Below are 18,612 nucleotides of genomic sequence, written 5' to 3' on the forward strand. Positions count from 1 at the left end.
CCTGACAGACGATCCCCACATTCAGGAGGGTTCCATGCCCAAGGAAGTCATCCGCAGCGACGGCGCACCGATGCCCATCGGCCCGTACTCGCAGGCCATCCGTGTTTCAGGAATGCTCTACCTTTCGGGCCAGATCGCGCTCGATCCCGGGACAGGGCAGTTCCTAGGAGGCGACATCAAGACCCAGACCCGCAGGGTGCTCCAGAACCTCGCGGCGGTCCTGGAGGCGGCCGGGTCGTCTCCCGACCGCGTTGTCAAGACCACGGTCTTTCTCAAGGACATGAACGATTTCGGGCCCATGAACGAGGAGTACGCCAGCTTCTTCCGGGAGTTGCCCCCGGCCCGCTCGACGGTGGCGGTGGCCAAGCTGCCGCGGGACGCGCTGGTGGAGATCGAGGCGATCGCGCTGGCGTAGGCGCGGCGGGCAGGGTTTTCGGGTAAGATTGCCTTGTGAGGCTTCTGCGCTGGGGGGTCGGCTAACGGCAAGCCGGCGGTCTTTGGAACCGCAAATTCAGGTTCGATTCCTGGCCCCCCAGCCAGCGTTCCAATAGGTCATCTGTCTCGCGTCGGCGAGGAAGCGAACAACGATCGATCAGCTCGCAACTATGGTGGCGAACGGGATTCACGCCCTCCAGGAAGAGATGCGCGAGGGCTTTCGAGTGGCGCGAGAGCACCTCGGCGAGCATGGCCATCGGCTTAATAGCATTGAGACCGAACTCAAAGATCATGGCGTTCGTCTCGACCGAATCGAGCGAAAGCTCGACAATACGATTGGGCGAGTAGACGACTACGGCGTCCGGCTTGAGTGGCTGGAGAGGTCAAGGAAGTCCTGATCGTTTCGATAGGCAAAGGTCCCGCAAGAAGGCTGTTCGAAGGTCGTCCATGATCTCCAGCCAGAGGCATCCCCGGAGCAGAGGAATCCTCCCCACGGCCAAGAATCCCCAAGCAGACAGCCCGCTGCGGTGGAGTGCCGGTATGCGTGAGATCGAAGCGGTCGTGCTGGCCGCGGGGAAGGGCAAGCGGATGGTCTCCGCCCTTCCCAAAGTGCTTCATCCAATCTGTGGACGGCCAATGCTGGCGTACGTGCTGGACACCCTGGCAGCCGTGGGCGTCTCAGCCCCCATCGTGGTCATCGGGCACGAAGGGGGAGCGGTGCGCGCGGCGATGGGCGAGGGCCTGCGCTATGCCGTGCAGGAGGAACAACTGGGCACGGGGCACGCCGTCATGCAGGCGCTGCCCCACCTGGAGGGGTACGTCGGCACCGTGCTGGTCGTCTACGGCGACGTGCCTTTTCTCCGTCCCGAGACGATCGAGACCCTGCTGGCGCACCACCGGTCTCAAGGCGCCTCCGCGACGATCCTCACAGATCTGCGCGACGATCCCTCCGGCTACGGCAGGGTGCTGCGCGACGCGAGCGGCAACGTGCGGCGCATCGTCGAGGAGGCCGACGCTTCACCGCAGGAGCGCGAGGTTCGCGAGATCAACGCCGGGATGTACGCCATCGAGTGCGGCGCCCTGAGGGATTCCCTGCGCGCCCTGCAGCCGGCCAACGCGCAGGGCGAGTACTACCTGACCGATGCGGTCACATCCCTGTTGGAGGGCGGCCACACCGTTGCCGCGGTCGTCGTGGCCTCCAGCCAGGAGGCCACCGGGATCAACAGCCGCGCCGATCTGGCCCGGGCCGAGGCCGCGATGCGCGCGGCGCTGCTTGACGCGCTGATGGCTTCTGGGGTGACGATCACGGATCCCCAGACGACGTACGTGCACGCCGGAGTGCGCGTGGGTCGCGACACCGTGCTCCACCCCGGGACTGTTCTCGAGGGACGCACGACGATCGGTGAGGCCTGCACCATTGGCCCAGGAGCCCGCCTGGCCGACGCAGGGGTCGGCAACGGTGTGACCATCGTCTACTCCACCGTTACCGCCGGGGTGGTCGGCGAGGGCAGCCGCATCGGCCCCTACAGTCACCTGCGGCCCGGGGTGCGTCTGGGCCGGTTCGTCGAGGTGGGCAACTTCGCGGAGATCAAGAACGCCACGATCGGCGACCGCACGAAGGTGCACCACATGAGCTACATAGGCGACGCCACCGTCGGCGCCGGGGTCAACATCGGCGCAGGGACAGTTACGTGCAACTACGACGGGCGCACGAAGCACCACACAATCATAGAGGACGAAGCGTTCATCGGAAGCGACACGATGCTGATCGCGCCCGTTCGGGTGGGACGCGCCGCGGTGACAGGCGCGGGATCCGTGGTCCGGCGCGAAGTGCCGCCGGGAGGTGTGGCCGTTGGAATGCCCGCCCGGGTCATCAGGCGGAGGCCCGTGCCCGAGGTGCCTGCGGCCGCGGCGATCACGGAGCAGGCCGGCCAAAACACCGAGCAGGCCGACAAGAATACGGAGCAAGCCGGCCAGAATGATGCGCCTTAAGGTCTTCAGCGGCTCCGCCAACCCAGGGCTTGCCGAGGAGATCGCCGAGCACCTGGGCCTCCCGCTCGGCGAGATGGAGACCTACCGATTTGCCGACGGTGAAGTCAGCGTGCGCATCGTCGAGAGCGTAAGGGGCGCGGACGTCTTCGTGATCCAGCCGATGAGCCCGCCGGTCAACGAGCACCTGGTCGAGCTGCTGGTGATCCTCGACGCCCTGCGGCGCGCGTCGGCCGGTCGGGTCACGGCGGTCATTCCCTATCTCGGGTACGCGCGACAGGACCGCAAGACCAGACCGCGCGAGCCGATCACCTCGAAGCTGGTCGCCAACCTGCTGACCGCCTCGGGCGCGGATCGCATCCTGGCAGTAGATCTCCACACTGGGCAGATCTGGGGGTTCTTCGACATCCCGCTCGACCACCTGCCGTCCCGGATGCTGCTTGCCGCCTACTTCAAGGAGAAGAAGCTCAAGAACGTGGTCGTTGTCTCGCCCGACATCGGAGGCACCGGCCGAGCCCGCGAGTTCGCCGCCGAGATGGGAGCACCCATCGCGATCATTGACAAGCGGCGGGACAAGCCCAACCAGGTCAAGGAGATCACCCACGTCATCGGCAAGGTCTACCGCCGGACCGCGATCGTGGTGGACGACATCGTGGATACCGCCGGCACGCTGGTGGTAGCCGCCTCGGCGCTGATCGGTCGAGGGGTAGAAGAGGTGTACGCCTGCTGCTCCCACCCGATCCTATCGGGCCCGGCCGTGGACCGCCTGGCCGCGAGCCCGATCCGGGAACTGGTCGTCACGAATACCGTGCCGGTCTCGGTCTCGAAGCGGATAGACAAGGTGCGCGTCGTGTCCATAGCCCCCATGCTCGCCGAGGCGATCACGCGGATTCACGAGGACCGTTCGGTCAGCACGCTCTTTGGCGAGCCCGCTGCCCGGTAGGAGAACCGTGTGCCGGAGATAGGGTGGTCCATCCCAGGGTTCCTTGCCGTTGGGCTGGTGGCGCTGGCGGCGACCAACGCTCTCGCGCCCGTCGTACGCCGGATGGCGCGGCGCCTCGGCGCGATTGACTACCCGGGCGGCCGCCGGATCAACACACGGCCGACGCCGCGACTGGGCGGCGTGGCGATCTTCCTCGGTTTCACCGCCGCCGCTGTCGTGGCCATGTTCGTGACCCGGCCCATCGAACTCGTGGGGACCGGCTCCGAGCTCTTCATCCGGATTCCCATTGCCGCGCACACGGACCGAGCGATCCTCGGCATCATGCTGGGCGGCACGTTTCTCATGGCCGTCGGGGTCTACGACGACCTGCGAGGCATGCACCCTGCGCTGAAGTTCCTGGCGATGCTGGCCGCGGCCTCGGTGCTGATACCCTTCGGGCTCACCACCCAGTTCCTGTCGAACCCGCTTACCGGCAAGATGATCGTACTGGGGCCATGGGGCGCCGTGCTGACGGTGGTGTGGGTGGTCGCCGTGGTCAACATCATCAACTTCATAGACGGCGTGGACGGCCTGGCCGCCGGCATCGTGGCGATCGCCGGGACGACGCTGCTGCTCACCGCGGCGCACAAGCGCGACGTTGTTGCGATCTCGCTGGCCGCGGCGCTGGTGGGGAGCTCGGTCGGGTTCCTTCGGCACAACTTCAACCCCGCCCGCATCTTCATGGGCGACTCGGGCTCAATGTTCCTCGGCTACGTCCTCGGGGGACTCTCGGTGATGGGCCTTTACAAGTCCTACACCGCGCTATCGCTGGCGGTGCCGATTCTGGCGCTGGGCGTGCCGATCGTGGACACCGCCTTTGCCATCTTCCGGCGCCTCCGAAGCGGCCGGCCCATATACCTTCCCGATCGCGGGCATCTTCACCACCGGCTGCTGGATCGGGGGCTGACGCAGCGACAGACGGTCTTCCTGCTCTACATGGTCAGCGCGGTACTCGGCCTGGGTGCCCTGGCGCTGGCCGGCGTGAACAGAACCGGCTCGATTGCCACGCTGGGCGTCATCGCGTTGATCCTTCTGATCGGTGCCCGCCGTATGGGCCTGCTGACCCGATGAGTTCAGGCCGGCTGCGGATCATGACGGTCTTCGGGACCCGGCCCGAGGCCGTGAAGATGGCACCCGTGATTGCCCGCCTGCGCGCGAGCGACGAGTTCGAGCCGATCGTGGTGGTGACCGCGCAGCACCGGGAGATGCTCGATCAGGTGCTGCGGCTGTTTGATATCAGGCCTGATCGCGACCTGGACATCATGCTGCCGGAGCAGTCCCTCTTTGACATCAGCGTCCGGGCGCTGGGGGGGCTCGATCCGGTCCTCGAAGAGTTTCGCCCGGCGATGGTGCTCGTACAGGGCGACGCCTCCTCGACGATGCTGGGGGCGATGGCCGCGTTCTATCATCGCATCCCGGTGGGGCACGTTGAGGCCGGGCTGCGCACCGGAGACAAGTACCAACCGTTTCCAGAGGAGATGAACCGCCGCCTGACATCCGCGCTGGCCGACCTGCACTTCGCGCCCACCGCCCAGGCCCGGGCACACCTGCTGCGGGAAGGGATCCCGGCGGACCGCGTCTGGATCACCGGCAACACGGTCATTGACGCGCTCGCGGAGATCGTCCGGCGTCCCGAGACCGATCTGCCGCCGGGCCTGCCCCTGCTGGATGGCCGGCGCGTTGTCCTGGTAACCACGCACCGCCGCGAGAACTGGGGCGAGCCGCTCAGGCAGATCTACCTGGCGTTGCTCGACCTGCTGGACCGCTTTCCCGACATCGTGGTTGTCTTCTCCGTGCACCGCAATCCCGCCGTGCGCCGCGCGGCCGAGGAGATACTGGGCGGACACCCGAGGGCACACCTCATCGAACCTCCTGACTACGCCCCGTTCGTCCGGCTGATGGCGCGGGCCTACCTGATCCTCTCGGATTCGGGCGGCGTGCAGGAAGAAGCGCCCTCGCTGGGCACGCCCGTGATGGTGCTGCGCGAGGTCACCGAGCGGCCCGAGGGCATCCAGGCCGGAACCGTGGAGCTGGTCGGCACCTCGCGCGAGCGGATAGCGTCCCGTGCCGGCAGGTTGCTGGCCGACCCATCTGCGCGGGAGGCGATGGCCCACGCCCGCAACCCGTACGGGGACGGGCGGGCCGCGTCGCGGATCGTGGACGCGATGCGGTACTGGTTCGGTCGCACCGCGCAGCCGCCGGAGGAGTTCACCGGGTGAACCCCGGGCGTGCGCAGCCCGTATGCTATAATGAGGACAACATGCGCACGTCTGCCGCGATCGGACTGGCCGTCGGAATCGCGCTGCTGTGGGCTCCCATGTCGGCCCCCGCGGCCCCCAAGGCGCTGGTGGAGGTCAAGGCCACCTTGAGGGGCGAAGTACTGGCCGAGGGACTGGCCAAGGTGGGCGACAACGTCAGCGAGGGCGACCCTCTTGTGTTCGTCAGGACGCAGACCGGTCGTGCAGTGGCGGCCAGGGCCACCGTGGACGGCCGCATTGCCGAGATGCTCGTCGGACTTGGTACGGTTATTCGAGATCTCGGTACTGTTGTTGCCCGCATCGAACCCAAGTAAGCGGGGAGTCGTGCCCGCCGAGAGAACACCGCGTGCCGGAGACGGGGGGAGGGCCCCGTCGTTTTTCTTGGCCGAGCCCGCAACAGGGGGTGTGCAGTGAGGAATCGGTTGAAGGCGCTGGCCGTGATGCTCGCCCTGGCCGTGCCAGCGGTTACGATGCCCGTGGTCGGGGCCGCGGCGCAGACGCCGGCGATCATGCCGCTCGCCGAGATCAGGCCCGGGATGAAGGGCGCGGGCAAGACCGTGATCTACGGCCAGCGGATCGAGGAGTTCCAGTTCGAGGTCATTGACATAATGCAGTCCGGCGGCGGACCGGTGGGCACGGACAAGCTGATCCTGTTCCGCATGTACGGACCGCTCGTGGAGAAGACCGGCGGTACCGCTGCCGGCATGAGCGGCAGCCCGATGTACATCAACGGCAGGTTGATCGGCGCGCTCAGCGCCGCCTTCTCATGGCAGTCGCCCAAGCGGGACATCGCGCTGGCCACCCCGATCGAGGAGATGCTCAAGGTCCTGGAACGCCGCCGTCCCAGCGGCCAGCGGCCACGCGTGTACCACGCCTCGCGCACGCTGACGATCGGCGGCCGCGCCGTGGACCGCGTGCTGGTTGCGCCCACCCCGGGGCTGGCGCGCCGCTACGAGGCGGCAGGCCGCGCCGGCATCGCGGTAGCCACCCCTGCGGTGGCCACCTTCGCGCGGGGGCTGAGCCCGCGTGCCGCCCGCATCCTGGCTGACCTGATCCAACCGATGGGTCACGAGATCCTGCAGGGACATGGCGGCCGCGGCGACTTCGTGGCCGCGCCCATCGCGCCGGGCAGCTCGGTTGGGATACAGCAGATCCGCGGGGACGTTGACTTCGGTGGCATCTGCTCCGTTACAGCGCGCATCGGCAACCGCGTGCTGGTCTGCGGCCATCCCTGGGACAACCTGGGCGATGTTGAGTACATCCTCACGGCGTCGGAGATCCTGACGGTCCTGCGCGCCCTGCCGCGCCCGTTCAAGGTCGGGAACCTGGGCGCGATGATCGGGCTCATAGACCAGGACCGGGGCGGCGCGGTCGCCGGCTCGCTCGGGCCGCTGCCGCGGCTGTTCAACCTGCGCGTGATCGTGACGGACATGGACACGGGCTCGCGCGTCCAGCTTGGCGCGCAGATGATCCGCCGGCGCGACATGGCGCGGCTGCTCGCCCCACTGGCGGCACTCTCCGCCACGGAGAGGGCGCGCAGCCAGGGCGGCGGGGAAGGAACCGCGACCGTCAAGCTGACGCTTCGGGCCAAGGGCCTGCCCTCGCCGATCGTTCGGGAGAACATGTTCTACAGTACCCGCGACGTGGCCGTGGCATCAGTGCTCGACATAGTGGACGCGATGGAGCTGGCGTTCTACAACGATCTGCGCCGGCTGGATCCGTACGATCTCACCGTGGAGACATCGCTCACCCGCAGGCGCGTGACCGCCTCGATCGTGGAGGCCGAGGCCGCTTCCCGTGAGGTCAGCCCCGGAGGCACGCTGCTGGTCCGCGTCGTCCTCCAGCCCTACCTGGCCGATAGCCGCGTGACGCGGCTCATCGAGGTCCCGATCCCGCGCGACTTCCCACGGGGGCCGGCGGTGGTCGCGGTGCGCTCGGCCGGCATGGATTCCGCGAGGGTACCCCTGGAAGTCCAGCTGGGACAGGCGCTTGGCGCCGAGCCCGAGCCCTGGGGCGTGGACACCTTGGAGAACGCGCTCAGGTTCTTCGAGGGCTTCGGGAGAAACACCGACATCCTGGTCCGGGTCCTGCCGTACGGGCTGCCGGCCACCCAGACCGAGTTCACTCGTTTCGACGTGCCAGCGGCCAGGTTCATCAGGACCGACTGGGTGATCCAGGGGTCCGAGCGGATACCGATTCTGATCCGCTGAGATGCGGACCCGCAAGAGCACGAACCGTTCTGCCTCCTGGGTTGCGGTGTTGGTGGCAGTCCTGGTCTTCTGCGGTGCATCGGCATGGGCACTGGAAGCCCTGCGGCACCGGGCGCGGGAGATGGCGGTCGCGGCGCTGGGCGCAGGCCTGGGGAGCGATATCGCCATCGGCGGCATCCGTGGCGACCCCTGGCAGGGTGTGGTCCTGGAGGCGGTCAGCCTGCCCGGGCCTCCGGATTCCAGACGCCCGCTGCTCACCGCACGCAGGGCAACGCTTGCCTTCGACACGCAGGCCCTGGTCCGTGCCCTTGCCCGCCGGAGCGGGATCGCGCGCAGCATCGAGCAGGTGATTCTGGATGAGCCCGTTCTGGCGCTTGAGCGTGACGCCTCAGGGGCCTGGAACATCCCGCCTGCTCTTGGACGCATAGCCGGTCCGCCCGGCGCCCCCGCGTTCGTGGGCCGGGTCATCGTACGCAATGGGACGGTGGAGTTCGTGGATCGCCGCCGCGTGGCGCCGGAGGTCTTCCGGACGCGGATGGCGGGCGTCAACGGATCCGCTGACTTCGCCGGGGCGCCACGCATCGCGCTGCGGGCATCGTTCCAGGAGGAACGAGGAGGCAATCGGTCCCCGGGAAGGTTGCAGGGCACCTACACCACCTCCTCGCGCACCCTGGATCTCGATCTGGAGGCCTCCGATGGGGATGCCGGCGCCTGGGGGCCCTACCTGATGCCGGGGAGGGACATCCGCATAACCGGCGGGCGGTTCGGCGGGTCGCTGCACCTGCTGTGGACGCGGACGGGCGTACGATCGTTCACCGACTACTACGGCCGCATCGCGGTGCGCGACGGACGCGCCGACGTGCCATCGCGGCGCGCGGTGGTCAGTGGCGTGCTGGGCGAGATAGAGATGAGCAGCGGGCGTATCCGAAGTCCGCTTCTCCGGGGAGCCATTGACGGGGTCCCGCTGGAGGTGAGCGGCGAGGCCAGCTTCAACGGAGAGCCGTATCTTGATCTGGTAGTGCGGTCCGCCGCCGCTGAGATGACCACGCTGGGAAGGTTGCTCTACCCCCGCGCTCCTCACCGTCTCGCCGGCATCGCCGCGGGCGAGGTCCGCGTGAGCGGGCCGTTCCGCGCTCTGCGGGCGGAAGGACGCATCGAGATGGCGAGGGCGCGGCTCGATGCCCTGCCGCTCAGCGGTGCGTCAACTGAGTTCACTCTGCAGAACCAGTGGCTGAGTCTTGTCAATGCCCGCGGCGATGTCGCAGGAGGCACGGCGCGCGGCAGCGCCTGGTGGGCGGTCGGCGCGCCCGAGTTCTCGCTCGCGGCGCGCCTGGAGGGCGCGGACGCGGCGATCCTGCCGCGCTGGGTTCCCGCGGTCCCTTCCGGGCTTCGCGGGCGCATTGGTGGCAGCATCGCCGCGGTGGGTGGGGGAAGGGGCCTCACGCTCGCCGGGCGCGCCTTTCTTGTGGGCGCCGCCGCCGGCGATGTCACGCTCGACTCACTCGAGGCCTCCTTCCGCTCGGGTTCAGGCGGCATCGCGCTGGAGCACCTGCGCCTCGGCCGCGGAGAGGCCTGGGCAATCGCCAGCGGATACCTGCGTCCGGGCGGCGACATTGCGCTGGAGGCACGGGCCGGGGCGGTCGAGCTCTCTCAGCTGCCGCCTTCACTCGCCCGCGAAGGCCTTTCCGGTCGCGCCGACTTCGCGGGTCGGGTGCTTGGATCGCTCCGGGATCCCGAACTGGCCGGCACGGTCCTAGTACGAGAGGGCGCCTTTGCAGGGCTGGATTTCGATGTCGCCCGGGGAGGTGTGACCCTCAGGCAGAGCGGTATCCGCCTGGACGGCCTGGCCGTGCGCTCGGGCCGCGCGCACCTCCGCGCCGCGGGTTCGCTGACCTGGCGCCCGGTCGCGACCCTGGCGCTGGACGTTGAGGTGGAGCGGGCACCGGCGGCCGCGCTGGGCAAGGCGATGGCCCTGTCCATGCCTGTGGGCGGCCTGGCTGACGGCAGTGCCCGGATCGAGGGCCCCCTGGCGCGGCCCTCTGCCGCGGGCACGGTGGCGCTGCGCGAGGTCGAGGCAGGAGGGCAGATTGCAGACCAGGCGTCTGCCTCCTTCCAGTGGGATGGTACACGCCTGGTCGTGACCGGCGGACTGCTCCGGCGGCGGGATTCCGAGGTCAGCTTCTCGGGTGTCTACCATCGGCGCAGCGGTCTGGCGTTTGACCTGGCGGCCCGCCGGCTGGATCTCGCCGACCTTACCCTGCCCGCTTCCAACACCGCGCCGATGGAAGGCCGGTTCGACGCCGTCGGCCGGATCACCGGGCTTCCGGCATCGCCCGCAGTGGCCCTAACCTTCACGTCACCGGATCTTGTGTTGAACGGCACGCGATTCGATCAGACCTCTGGGGAGATGAGATGGAAGGCCGGCACTCTGCGCGTGCAGCCGCTGGTTCTGCGCGCCCGGAGCGAGCGGTATGAGGTCACGGGCGAGATAAGGACTGGTTCGATCCCCGGCGCCACGCTGTCCGCGACGGTGGCGGATGGCCGGCTCTCGACGCTGCTGGGCCTGGCCGGTGTGCGACTTGCCTTTCCGCTGGACGGTACCGTCTCGGGATCCGCCGACCTGGACGGACCGATGGCGAACCCCACTGCCCGCCTGGATCTCAGGATGGCATCAGGCAAACTCGGCACCCACACAATCGAGGGCGGAGGGGCCGATCTGGTCCTGAGCGACGGTTTCCTGACGGTGCGGGAGTTCGAGTTGCGGTCCGGGCGCGGGAGGATCGCCGCCGCAGGGCGGTTGAACCTGCGCGGCGAGAACCAGATTGAGTTGAGCGGCACCGATCTCGAGTTGGACTTCCTCCGGCCGGTTCTGCGCCTGCGCAGGCCACTGACCGGCCGCCTCGACTTCACGATGCAGTTGGGAGGCACACTGGCCACGCCCGAGATAGGGTTTGCGCTGGAGATCGCCCGCGGCGGCGTGGAGGGTGCCACGTTCGACTCCCTCGTGGCGAACGCCTACTACCGTGAGGGGCTGCTTCAGGTGCAGCAGGCGCTTCTCGTGCAGAGCGGGCACAAGCTACGACTATCGGGCAGCCTGCCCTTCAACCCTGCCCTGGGGCGCTTCGATGAGCGCAGGCCCGTGGACCTCCGTCTGGGGCTGGCCGATGTCAACCTCGGACTGCTCCGATTGGCTACCGATTTCGTGGAAGAAGGAACCGGAGCCGTAGAGGGCGAGGTCCGTATCGGTGGAACTGTGGGCGCTCCGCGGCTGGCCGGCGGCGTGCGCGTCCAGGACGGCCGGCTGCGCCTGCGCGGCATGCAGGCACCGGTCGAATCGCTGCGCCTTGCGCTGCAGTTCGACGAGACCACCGTCCGCGTGGCCGAGGGAACGGCACGCCTGGGCGATGGCACCGTGCGCCTGGAGGGAGCCGCACGGATCCTGGGCGTTTCCTCCACCAGGCCGGTGCTCGCGGTTTCCGAGGATGCACCACTTGTGCTGCACGCGTCTGGTGCGCGGGTTGCGGTCCCTCCATACGTGGACGCCCGCGCGTCGGGATCGGTGCGCCTTTGGGGAACGCTTGGTGACGCGCGCCGTCCGCCCACGGCAGAGGGCCGGTTGACCGTCTCAGAGGGAACCGTAAGCATAACCTCGGCCGCCGGTCCCCCGATCGCCCCGCGCCTGCCGCTGGCATTTCGCGGCCTGCAGTTCGATGCCGGTCGCGGTCTTGCCGTCAACATCGGTGGCCTCAAGTTCGACATCGTGCCCGGGGGCTCGCTGTTGCTCACAGGGACGCTGCGCAACCCCATGCTCGAGGGCACCGTTCATGCCCAGGAGGGGACCGTGGCCGCGCTGGGCGCCGTGTTCAGTCTGAGGGAAGGAACGGCCACGTTTCAGCCGCACATGGGACTCCGCCCGGTCATCTCGGCCCGCGCTGATACGCAGGCAGGGGCGACGCACATCACGCTGGGCGTTCGCGGAACCGCGCCTGACGGATTGACCCTCGACCTGCACTCCGATCCGGAACGACCCCGCGCCGAGATCGTGGCCCTGCTTGCCCAGCAGGCCGGTTTCACGCGCCTCATCGAGGGAGACGTGGAGGGCGCGCTCCGGGCGGAAATCGGCCGGCTGCTGTTTGGACGGGTAAGTCTTGCGCTGGGCCGCGCGGTCGGTCTGACCGAACTCGTCATCGAGTACGACTTCGAGCGACCGCTGACGCTACGCGCAGGGAAGCGGCTGCTACCCAACCTGTACCTCACCGCACAGACTACCTTTGAAGAGCGCACGCGGTGGCTGTGGGCCCTGGAGTACCGATTCAGTCGCGCCTGGCAGTTCGCCCTGCGCTCGGACTCGGCCGGCCACTGGGACGCGATCTTCTGGTACGCCACCCGCTTCTAGTCCTCCTACAGGAAATCGGGACCGCGGGTCGAACGCTCCAATCGCTGGGGCTTGGCTCCGGCGGAGGGCAATCCGGCCGTGTTCTCTGACTACCTGCGGGAACTGCAGAAGGTTGCGCTGCTGACCCCCTCCGAGGAGGCCGAGCACTGGGAGGCCTTCAGGGTCCGCGGCGACGCCGCGAGCCGGCTCCGCCTGATCGAGGCCTATCAGCCCCTCGTCTTCAAGGTGGTCATGCTGCTTCGTCCCCCCGAACCGTTGCTCATGGACCTGATCCAGGAAGGAGCCGTGGGGCTGATAGAGGCCGTGGAGCGATTCGATCCCGATCGAGGGGTCCGGTTCTCGACCTTCGCCTCCTATCGCATCAGGGGCCGGGCGCTCAACGCGCTGGATCGCGTCCGGATCGAGGTCTCGCTGGACCAGGTGCTGGCGGCCGCCGATGAGCCCTATCCCCTGGCACGCCTGGCCGATCCCGACGCCGCCCTGGCGCTGGCCGTTGTCGAAGACCGCACGGTGGTTGCCCGCGTCCTGGCAGCGATCGAAGCGCTCCCGCCGCGAGAGCGCAGGGTGCTGGATGCCGTGGTGAACGCCAGGGAGCCGCGACACATTGCGCGCGAGCTGCGGATCAGCCTTTCCCACTTCTACCGACTGCAGAAGCAGGCCCTGGAACACCTGCGCACGGTGCTGGGGCCGGAGGCCATGCACCAGCCGCAACGCGCACCGGGATATTAGGATTGCCACGCGGCTGGGGGGAGCAGGTATGGAGCAGGATAACAAGGGACTCACCGAGCGTATATCCTTCGCAGAGAACTGGCTGGCCCGGGCGCGGCAGCAGGTAGAGGACGGCCACCGTGAGCGAGGATTGCTCACCCTGGTGCTGGCCGCGGCCGAGGTCCGTCTCGCACGCGAGGCCGGCGGGCCGGCCGCGCGGCTCCGGCCGGACAGGCGCGCGCTGTCGGGCTGGATCGCCGCAGGGATGACCGTGCTCTCCGCAGCCACGCTCATCTTCCTGGTCGTTCCGCGCACCGCTGGCCCGACGGACGTGCACAGCGGCCAGGCACCGCCGGTTGTCTTCCTCTCAGGAGGCACGGGCGCCATGCTGGACCTGGTGACGGTTCCACCGCCCGCGGCAGAGAAGACGGTTACCAGGACGATAATCGTCCGGGTGCCCGTGACGATAACGAAGGGTGCTGCGCCGCAGGCGGCGCCCGCGACCGCCCCTAGCCGGCCTGCCGCCCGGCACGTGCCAGCGGGCCCGCCGCTGCCTTCTCCTGCGACGGCAGTGACAGCTGGTTCCACGGCCCCGCCGCCCGCGCTGTTGAGCGAGGCCGACATGATTGAGTTGGTCCTGGCCGCAGAACGCTCGCTGCGCCGGTCGGCCGGCCACTAGCCGGTACCCACGGACTTGCGCGCCGGTAGACCCGGATGATACGCTGCGGGCAGTTTCGCCTGCTCAGAGGAGGAGAATATTGCCCCGCCGGTTGCGACTGCGCACTATACTGATTGTCTCAGCGGTGTTCCTGGGAGTGGTAGGTTTCTTGGGGCCGGTCATCGGGCCCGCGGCCGAGGGCGCGCCTGCACCTGCTCCTTCGCCCGCCCCCTCACCCGCCCCCCAACCCGCGCCTTCACCCGCTCCCTCGCCCGCGCCGGCCCCAGCTCCGTCGCCGACGCCCGTGCCCACGCCGCCGCTACCGCCCAAGATAACGGACGTGGCGGTGCGGGGGCTCGAACGCGTGCCGGCCTCGATTGTTCTCGACTCAATAGGGGTACGCGTGGGAGAGCTGCTCTCCGAAGAACGGATGCGGGCCGATGTGGCCTCGATTGTGGCGACCGGGTGGTTTGCCGATGCCACCGCGCGGGTCGAGCCATACCGGGATGGCGTGCGCGTTGCCTTCCTGCTGGTGGAGAACCCGGCGATTGCCCAGGTCATCATAGAGGGCAACACCGTGATCCCTACGCCGGATCTGGTTCGGGCACTGAACCTCCCGCTGGGTGAGGTGCTCAACGTCATCCGCCTTCGGGACGGTACGCGGGCGATCGAGAAGCTCTACGAGGAGCGCGGGTTCGTCCTGGCCCGCGTCGCCGACATCGCCATAGCGCCCAACGGCGATGTCCGGCTTCGCCTGCGCATCACGGAAGGCCGGGTCGAGGCCATCCAGTACAAGGGCCTGGTCAAGACCCAGCGCTACGTAGTGGATCGGGGAGCGATCGTGCGCAAGGATCGGGTCTTCAACATCAACGAGATGAACCGGGACCTCCAGCGGATATTCAGCCTGGAACTGTTCGAGAACGTGCAGGCCCGGCCCCAGCCCGGGAGCACGCCTGAGACCGTCATCGTCGAGATCGAGGTGAAGGAGCAGCCGACACAGCAGGCCCGTTTCGGCCTTGGGTACGGCGACCGTACCGGGATCGTGGGGCTGCTGGAGTACTCCGAGCGGAACTGGAAGGGCAGGAATCAGACGATCGCCGTGCGGTTCGAGCGCGGGCTCGGGGACCGAAACGTTCCGACCCTGACCGGGCCGGCGGCAAGCAACTTCTCGATCACCTATCGGGATCCGTGGTTCGACGCGAGGCAGACCGCGCTCGACGTATCGCTCTACGAGAGCAACACCGCGGACATGGAGTACACGGGGGGCACCATAGTGTCCCGTTTCATGCTGAACCGTCTGGGCAGCGTGATCGGGTTCGCGCGGCCGCTGGATACGGTTACCACGGCGTCCGTGCGTCTGCGCTCTGAGCGTGCCGTGATCACGCCGTTGCCCCTGGATCCGACCAAGCCGCCCTGTGACACCAATCCCGACGATCCGCTGTGCCCCAAGCCGCCGCCATCGTACTACACCCCCGGGAGAACCGTCGCTCTGCAGCTCGCGGCCGCTCGCGACCGGCGCGATCACAGGTACACGCCCACCAAGGGCGACCGGATGAGCCTGGCCATGGACATCGGGCTCCAGGCGCTGGGAGGCGACTTCGGGTTCGGCAAGTACACCTTTGAGTACTCCCGGTACTTCCCCGCCGGCTCAGGTGTGTTTGTCGGCCGTACGATGCTGGGTATGAGCCACGGCAACCTGCCGCTACAGGAGCAATTCGTCCTGGGAGGGTCGTCAACTTTCAGAGGCGCTCTGCTGGCGCGGTACCGGGGACCCGATGTTGCGCTACTTAACCTGGAGTACCGAACGCCCCTGGGCGGTCTTGCCAAGCAGCTCAAGGACTTCACCGGCATCGTGTTCGTAGACGCGGGTGGCGCACCCATCGCAGCGGGCATTCACTTCGGATACGGTATCGGCATGAGCATCACCACGCCCGTTGGCCCGATTCGAATAGACTACGCCATCGGACCGGAGGGCCGGCAGACCTGGCTCAGCATCGGCCAGCCTTTCTGAGTTTCTCCCTGGTCCGGCGGATGCTCGCCGCCGTCCGGTTGGGTTGTCCGCTGGCCCTCGTGGTCATCCTTGCGGCCGCGGCCGTGCCCGCGCGTGCCGCAGACCCCATCCAGCGCGTGGAGATCGGCCTGGTCGTTGACGGAGGGGATCCCCACCCGCTGGTCGCCCGGCGGATCGTTGAGGCGATCACGACCGCAAGCGAGCGGTTGCTCCTTGGGCGGGACAGCGAGGTGGTCGCCCGGCAGGAGGCGGCGCTGGCCGGGGTGCTGAGGGAAGTCATTGATCGCGTGGTACGCGGCTACCGCACGGTAGGGCTTGGATTCCAGACCGGCGCCACAACGGTGGTGCGCATCCAACTGCAGCCACGGCTGCCGGTGCTGGGAGAAGTGCCGGTGGTCACGTCCCTGCCAGGGGTGCATCCCGACGCGCAGCCGCTGGTGCGCGCCTCCCTGGAGCCGGTGGTGCTCGAACTCCGGGGCCTGGTCGCCAGGTTGCCCGCGGAAGCCCTGGAGTGGGCTGCGCCGATCATCGAGCGTAGGATCACGGAGCTGGTCGAGGGAGCCTCCCCGGGGTTCACAGGGACGGCCCGGATTGAGAGCGATCCTCCCTGGCGAGTGGCAGTGTCTGTGACCGCGAGGGACACCCGCGTCATCCGCGACATAGGCGTTCGGTTCCGGTCCTCGTCAATTCCCTTCGTGCTGCTGGAGAGCCACGCGCCGCAGGTGGCCTCCATGGCAGAGCCGTTGAGGGGACTACCCGTGGCGTTTGCCCAGGCGCAACGCGCGCGGCTGGAGTCTCTCGTGGGCGAGCAGCTCCGCACCTATCCTCCGGTGCGACAGTACGGCGTCGTTGCGAGCCCGACACTGCGGATTGCCGAGGTCACCTACCTCAGCGTGGTGGCAGATTCAACGCTCTACCGCGGGCGCGTTGAGGCGCGGCTTAACTTTGGAACAAGCGCGCCGGCGCCCGACGTGCGCATCCAGCTCGGGCGACTGTTCGGATCGGTGGAACCCTTCGTAGAGATGACCCTGGTTCCGTCGAACCTGGCCTGGAGATGGGCCGCGGGATTGCGGGTTCAGGCCGGCACGGATCTTGCCATGGGCGTGTTGACGCGGTTTGAGTCCGAGGGGTTGGAGCCGTTCGTGCAGTACCGGCTCTCTCCCGACATGCACATCCACGGCACGTTCATGCCCCGGTCCGACCGCGTCGAGATGACGCTGACCTATCGCATCAACGAGTTCCTGTCGTGGGAGGCCGTGGCGACCTCCCGCGGCGCGGTCTGGCTCCGACTCGCCAGCAACCTGTAGCGGCGCAGAACCGCGTGCCGGTCGCGTTGACACGGTACGGTACAATGGGCCTGTGCCAGCACTTGAAGGAGGTCTTACATGCGGGTAGATGCGCGGAAGCTCATCGTGGCCGTCGGGATCGCCGTGATTGTGATTGTCGGCGCCGCTCTGGTGCAGCGGCAGGTGCCGGTGTTCGGGCAGTCGTTTGAGGTAGGCTACGTCGAGATGCAGCGGGCTCTCGAGAGCCACCCACGCAAGGCGAGTTCAGAACGCGCGCTGCAGGAGTTCTACCAGGCCAAGCAGCGCGAGTTCAAGGAGCGCAGCAAGACCATGACCGCGTTCCAGCGCCAGGAGCTCGACCGCCAGCTCCAGCAGCAGATTCTTGAGAGACGCAACGAGCTGCTCGGCGGGTTGGACAAAGAGCTGCGCGCCGCCGTCGAGACCGTGGCGAAGCAGGCAGGCGTGACCGTGGTGCTCGACCGCTCGGTCGTGCTCTACGGCGGGACCGATCTGACCGATGCCGTCATCAAGGTGATAAAGGGCAAGTGATCACGCGCCTGCGCCCGGCCGCCGTTCTATGCCTGATGGCGGCCTTGATCCTGACGGGATGCCGCCCACAGAGCGGAGGGGCGCCAACGCCTACTCCGACTCCGGCCGCGGTCGCCACCCCGGCGGTCTACCGCGTTGGGTTCGTGGATCTTGGAAGAGCCCTCCGGGCCCATCGCCGGTGGCCCGAGATAGAGGCGCTGGCCAAGCAGATGGACGTACTCCAAGTACGGCTGTCGAACCCGCCGCCCCCGCCAGAGGGCCCTGTCGTGGACCTCGGCCCCGAACTGAGGGCAGAGGTGGAACGGCTGCAGGCGATGTACCGGGCTGAGCTGACAACGATCGAAGGGCAGATCAAACAGCGAATCGAGGCGTTCGCCGCCGATCTCAAGGCCGAGCAGGAAGGCAGGCTCGCCGACCGGCACAAGCAGCTCAACGCCGAGCTCCAGCGGGTCATCGAGGCCAAGCGCGACGAGATGCAGCGCGAGCTGGACCGGTTTGAACTGGCGACGATGGCCGAGTACCGTGTTCCGTTGCTGAACCTGCGGCTGAAGGGTGACGTGGTCGGCGTGGCAAGCGAAGAAGAAGCCCGCCGCCTCACCCAGGAGGCCGAGCGGATCACCAAGGAGCGCGACGCGAAGGTCCGCGCAAGGGCACAGGCGCTCGAGAAGGCCCTGGAGGAGTTCCAACAGGCCAGAACCACCGAGGCCGAGGCCCAGATCAAGGCACTGATCGCATCCCTGGAGAATGATGCCAACGCCCGCATCAAGGCGAAGCAGGAAGAAGCCGACGCCGAGATGAAGGCCGCGGTGCATGCACGGGAGGAGTTGCTGAACCATGCCGTGGAGGAGCGGCGGAAACTCCTCGTCGGCTCGGCCAATCAGCAGATCAGGGTAACGCAGGAAGCGTACGCGCGCAGGATGGAGGCCCAGGCCGCCCGCCTGAGGCAGGAAATGGAGACGCTTGCCGGCCAGCGCTTCAGACTAGAGGACAGTCTCCTCGCCGAGATCAAGATCGAGGTCGCCGCAGTAGCGCAAGACAAGAAGATTGACGCGGTGCTGACCCGGGTGCTGGCGAGCACGACCGCGGTGGACCTGACGGAGTCGGTCATCGTCCGGATCCGGCGTCCTTGA

The 18,612-nt window shown here is 68.0% G+C and carries 14 protein-coding genes and 1 tRNA gene; all 15 read left to right on the top strand.

The genetic code is table 11. The annotated features are described in order from the left end of the window. The first annotated feature begins 34 nt into the window (after nucleotides 1-34). The 15 genes from FJX73_07240 (at nucleotide 35) to FJX73_07310 (ending at nucleotide 18,612) form a co-directional block, all read left to right on the top strand. Nucleotides 35-415, top strand: a complete 381-nt coding sequence (locus FJX73_07240; protein ID MBM3470570.1) for a RidA family protein — start codon at nucleotides 35-37, stop codon at nucleotides 413-415. A 50-nt stretch (nucleotides 416-465) separates the two neighbouring features. After that, nucleotides 466-539 (top strand) — tRNA-Gln (locus FJX73_07245). A gap of 436 nt (nucleotides 540-975) precedes the next feature. Further along, on the top strand, nucleotides 976-2,427 hold the full coding sequence (glmU, locus tag FJX73_07250; protein ID MBM3470571.1) for a UDP-N-acetylglucosamine diphosphorylase/glucosamine-1-phosphate N-acetyltransferase: 1,452 nt from the start codon (nucleotides 976-978) through the stop codon (nucleotides 2,425-2,427). After that, nucleotides 2,414-3,367: a ribose-phosphate pyrophosphokinase gene (locus tag FJX73_07255; GenBank protein MBM3470572.1), complete on the top strand. Its 954-nt coding sequence runs from the start codon at nucleotides 2,414-2,416 to the stop codon at nucleotides 3,365-3,367. Before glmU ends, FJX73_07255 begins: the two co-directional genes overlap by 14 nt. Nucleotides 3,368-3,376: 9 nt before the next feature. Further along, complete coding sequence (locus tag FJX73_07260; protein ID MBM3470573.1) at nucleotides 3,377-4,477, top strand: undecaprenyl/decaprenyl-phosphate alpha-N-acetylglucosaminyl 1-phosphate transferase; 1,101 nt, start codon at nucleotides 3,377-3,379, stop codon at nucleotides 4,475-4,477. Then, nucleotides 4,474-5,625: a UDP-N-acetylglucosamine 2-epimerase (non-hydrolyzing) gene (locus FJX73_07265; protein ID MBM3470574.1), complete on the top strand. Its 1,152-nt coding sequence runs from the start codon at nucleotides 4,474-4,476 to the stop codon at nucleotides 5,623-5,625. Before FJX73_07260 ends, FJX73_07265 begins: the two co-directional genes overlap by 4 nt. A 41-nt stretch (nucleotides 5,626-5,666) precedes the next feature. After that, nucleotides 5,667-5,978 carry a hypothetical protein gene (locus FJX73_07270; GenBank protein MBM3470575.1) on the top strand — a complete coding sequence of 104 codons (312 nt, stop codon included), beginning with the start codon at nucleotides 5,667-5,669 and terminating at the stop codon, nucleotides 5,976-5,978. A 96-nt stretch (nucleotides 5,979-6,074) separates the two neighbouring features. Beyond that, nucleotides 6,075-7,874: a hypothetical protein gene (locus tag FJX73_07275; protein MBM3470576.1), complete on the top strand. Its 1,800-nt coding sequence runs from the start codon at nucleotides 6,075-6,077 to the stop codon at nucleotides 7,872-7,874. Between the two features lies 1 nt (nucleotide 7,875). Beyond that, complete coding sequence (locus FJX73_07280) at nucleotides 7,876-12,270, top strand: DUF748 domain-containing protein (GenBank protein ID MBM3470577.1); 4,395 nt, start codon at nucleotides 7,876-7,878, stop codon at nucleotides 12,268-12,270. 78 nt (nucleotides 12,271-12,348) lie between these two features. Continuing rightward, nucleotides 12,349-12,999: a sigma-70 family RNA polymerase sigma factor gene (locus FJX73_07285; GenBank protein ID MBM3470578.1), complete on the top strand. Its 651-nt coding sequence runs from the start codon at nucleotides 12,349-12,351 to the stop codon at nucleotides 12,997-12,999. Nucleotides 13,000-13,027: 28 nt separating this feature from the next. Next, nucleotides 13,028-13,657: a hypothetical protein gene (locus FJX73_07290; protein MBM3470579.1), complete on the top strand. Its 630-nt coding sequence runs from the start codon at nucleotides 13,028-13,030 to the stop codon at nucleotides 13,655-13,657. A 91-nt stretch (nucleotides 13,658-13,748) separates the two neighbouring features. After that, complete coding sequence (locus tag FJX73_07295; GenBank protein MBM3470580.1) at nucleotides 13,749-15,647, top strand: hypothetical protein; 1,899 nt, start codon at nucleotides 13,749-13,751, stop codon at nucleotides 15,645-15,647. A 20-nt stretch (nucleotides 15,648-15,667) separates the two neighbouring features. Further along, nucleotides 15,668-16,954, top strand: coding sequence for a hypothetical protein (locus FJX73_07300; protein MBM3470581.1), 1,287 nt, complete (start codon nucleotides 15,668-15,670; stop codon nucleotides 16,952-16,954). Nucleotides 16,955-17,032: 78 nt separating this feature from the next. Then, nucleotides 17,033-17,482 (top strand): OmpH family outer membrane protein, encoded by a 450-nt coding sequence (locus FJX73_07305; GenBank protein MBM3470582.1) that lies wholly within the window; start codon nucleotides 17,033-17,035, stop codon nucleotides 17,480-17,482. Further along, nucleotides 17,479-18,612 carry a hypothetical protein gene (locus tag FJX73_07310; GenBank protein ID MBM3470583.1) on the top strand — a complete coding sequence of 378 codons (1,134 nt, stop codon included), beginning with the start codon at nucleotides 17,479-17,481 and terminating at the stop codon, nucleotides 18,610-18,612. Before FJX73_07305 ends, FJX73_07310 begins: the two co-directional genes overlap by 4 nt.

The sequence above is a fragment of the Armatimonadota bacterium genome, from assembly GCA_016869025.1.
Classification (GTDB): domain Bacteria; phylum Sysuimicrobiota; class Sysuimicrobiia; order Sysuimicrobiales; family Humicultoraceae; genus VGFA01.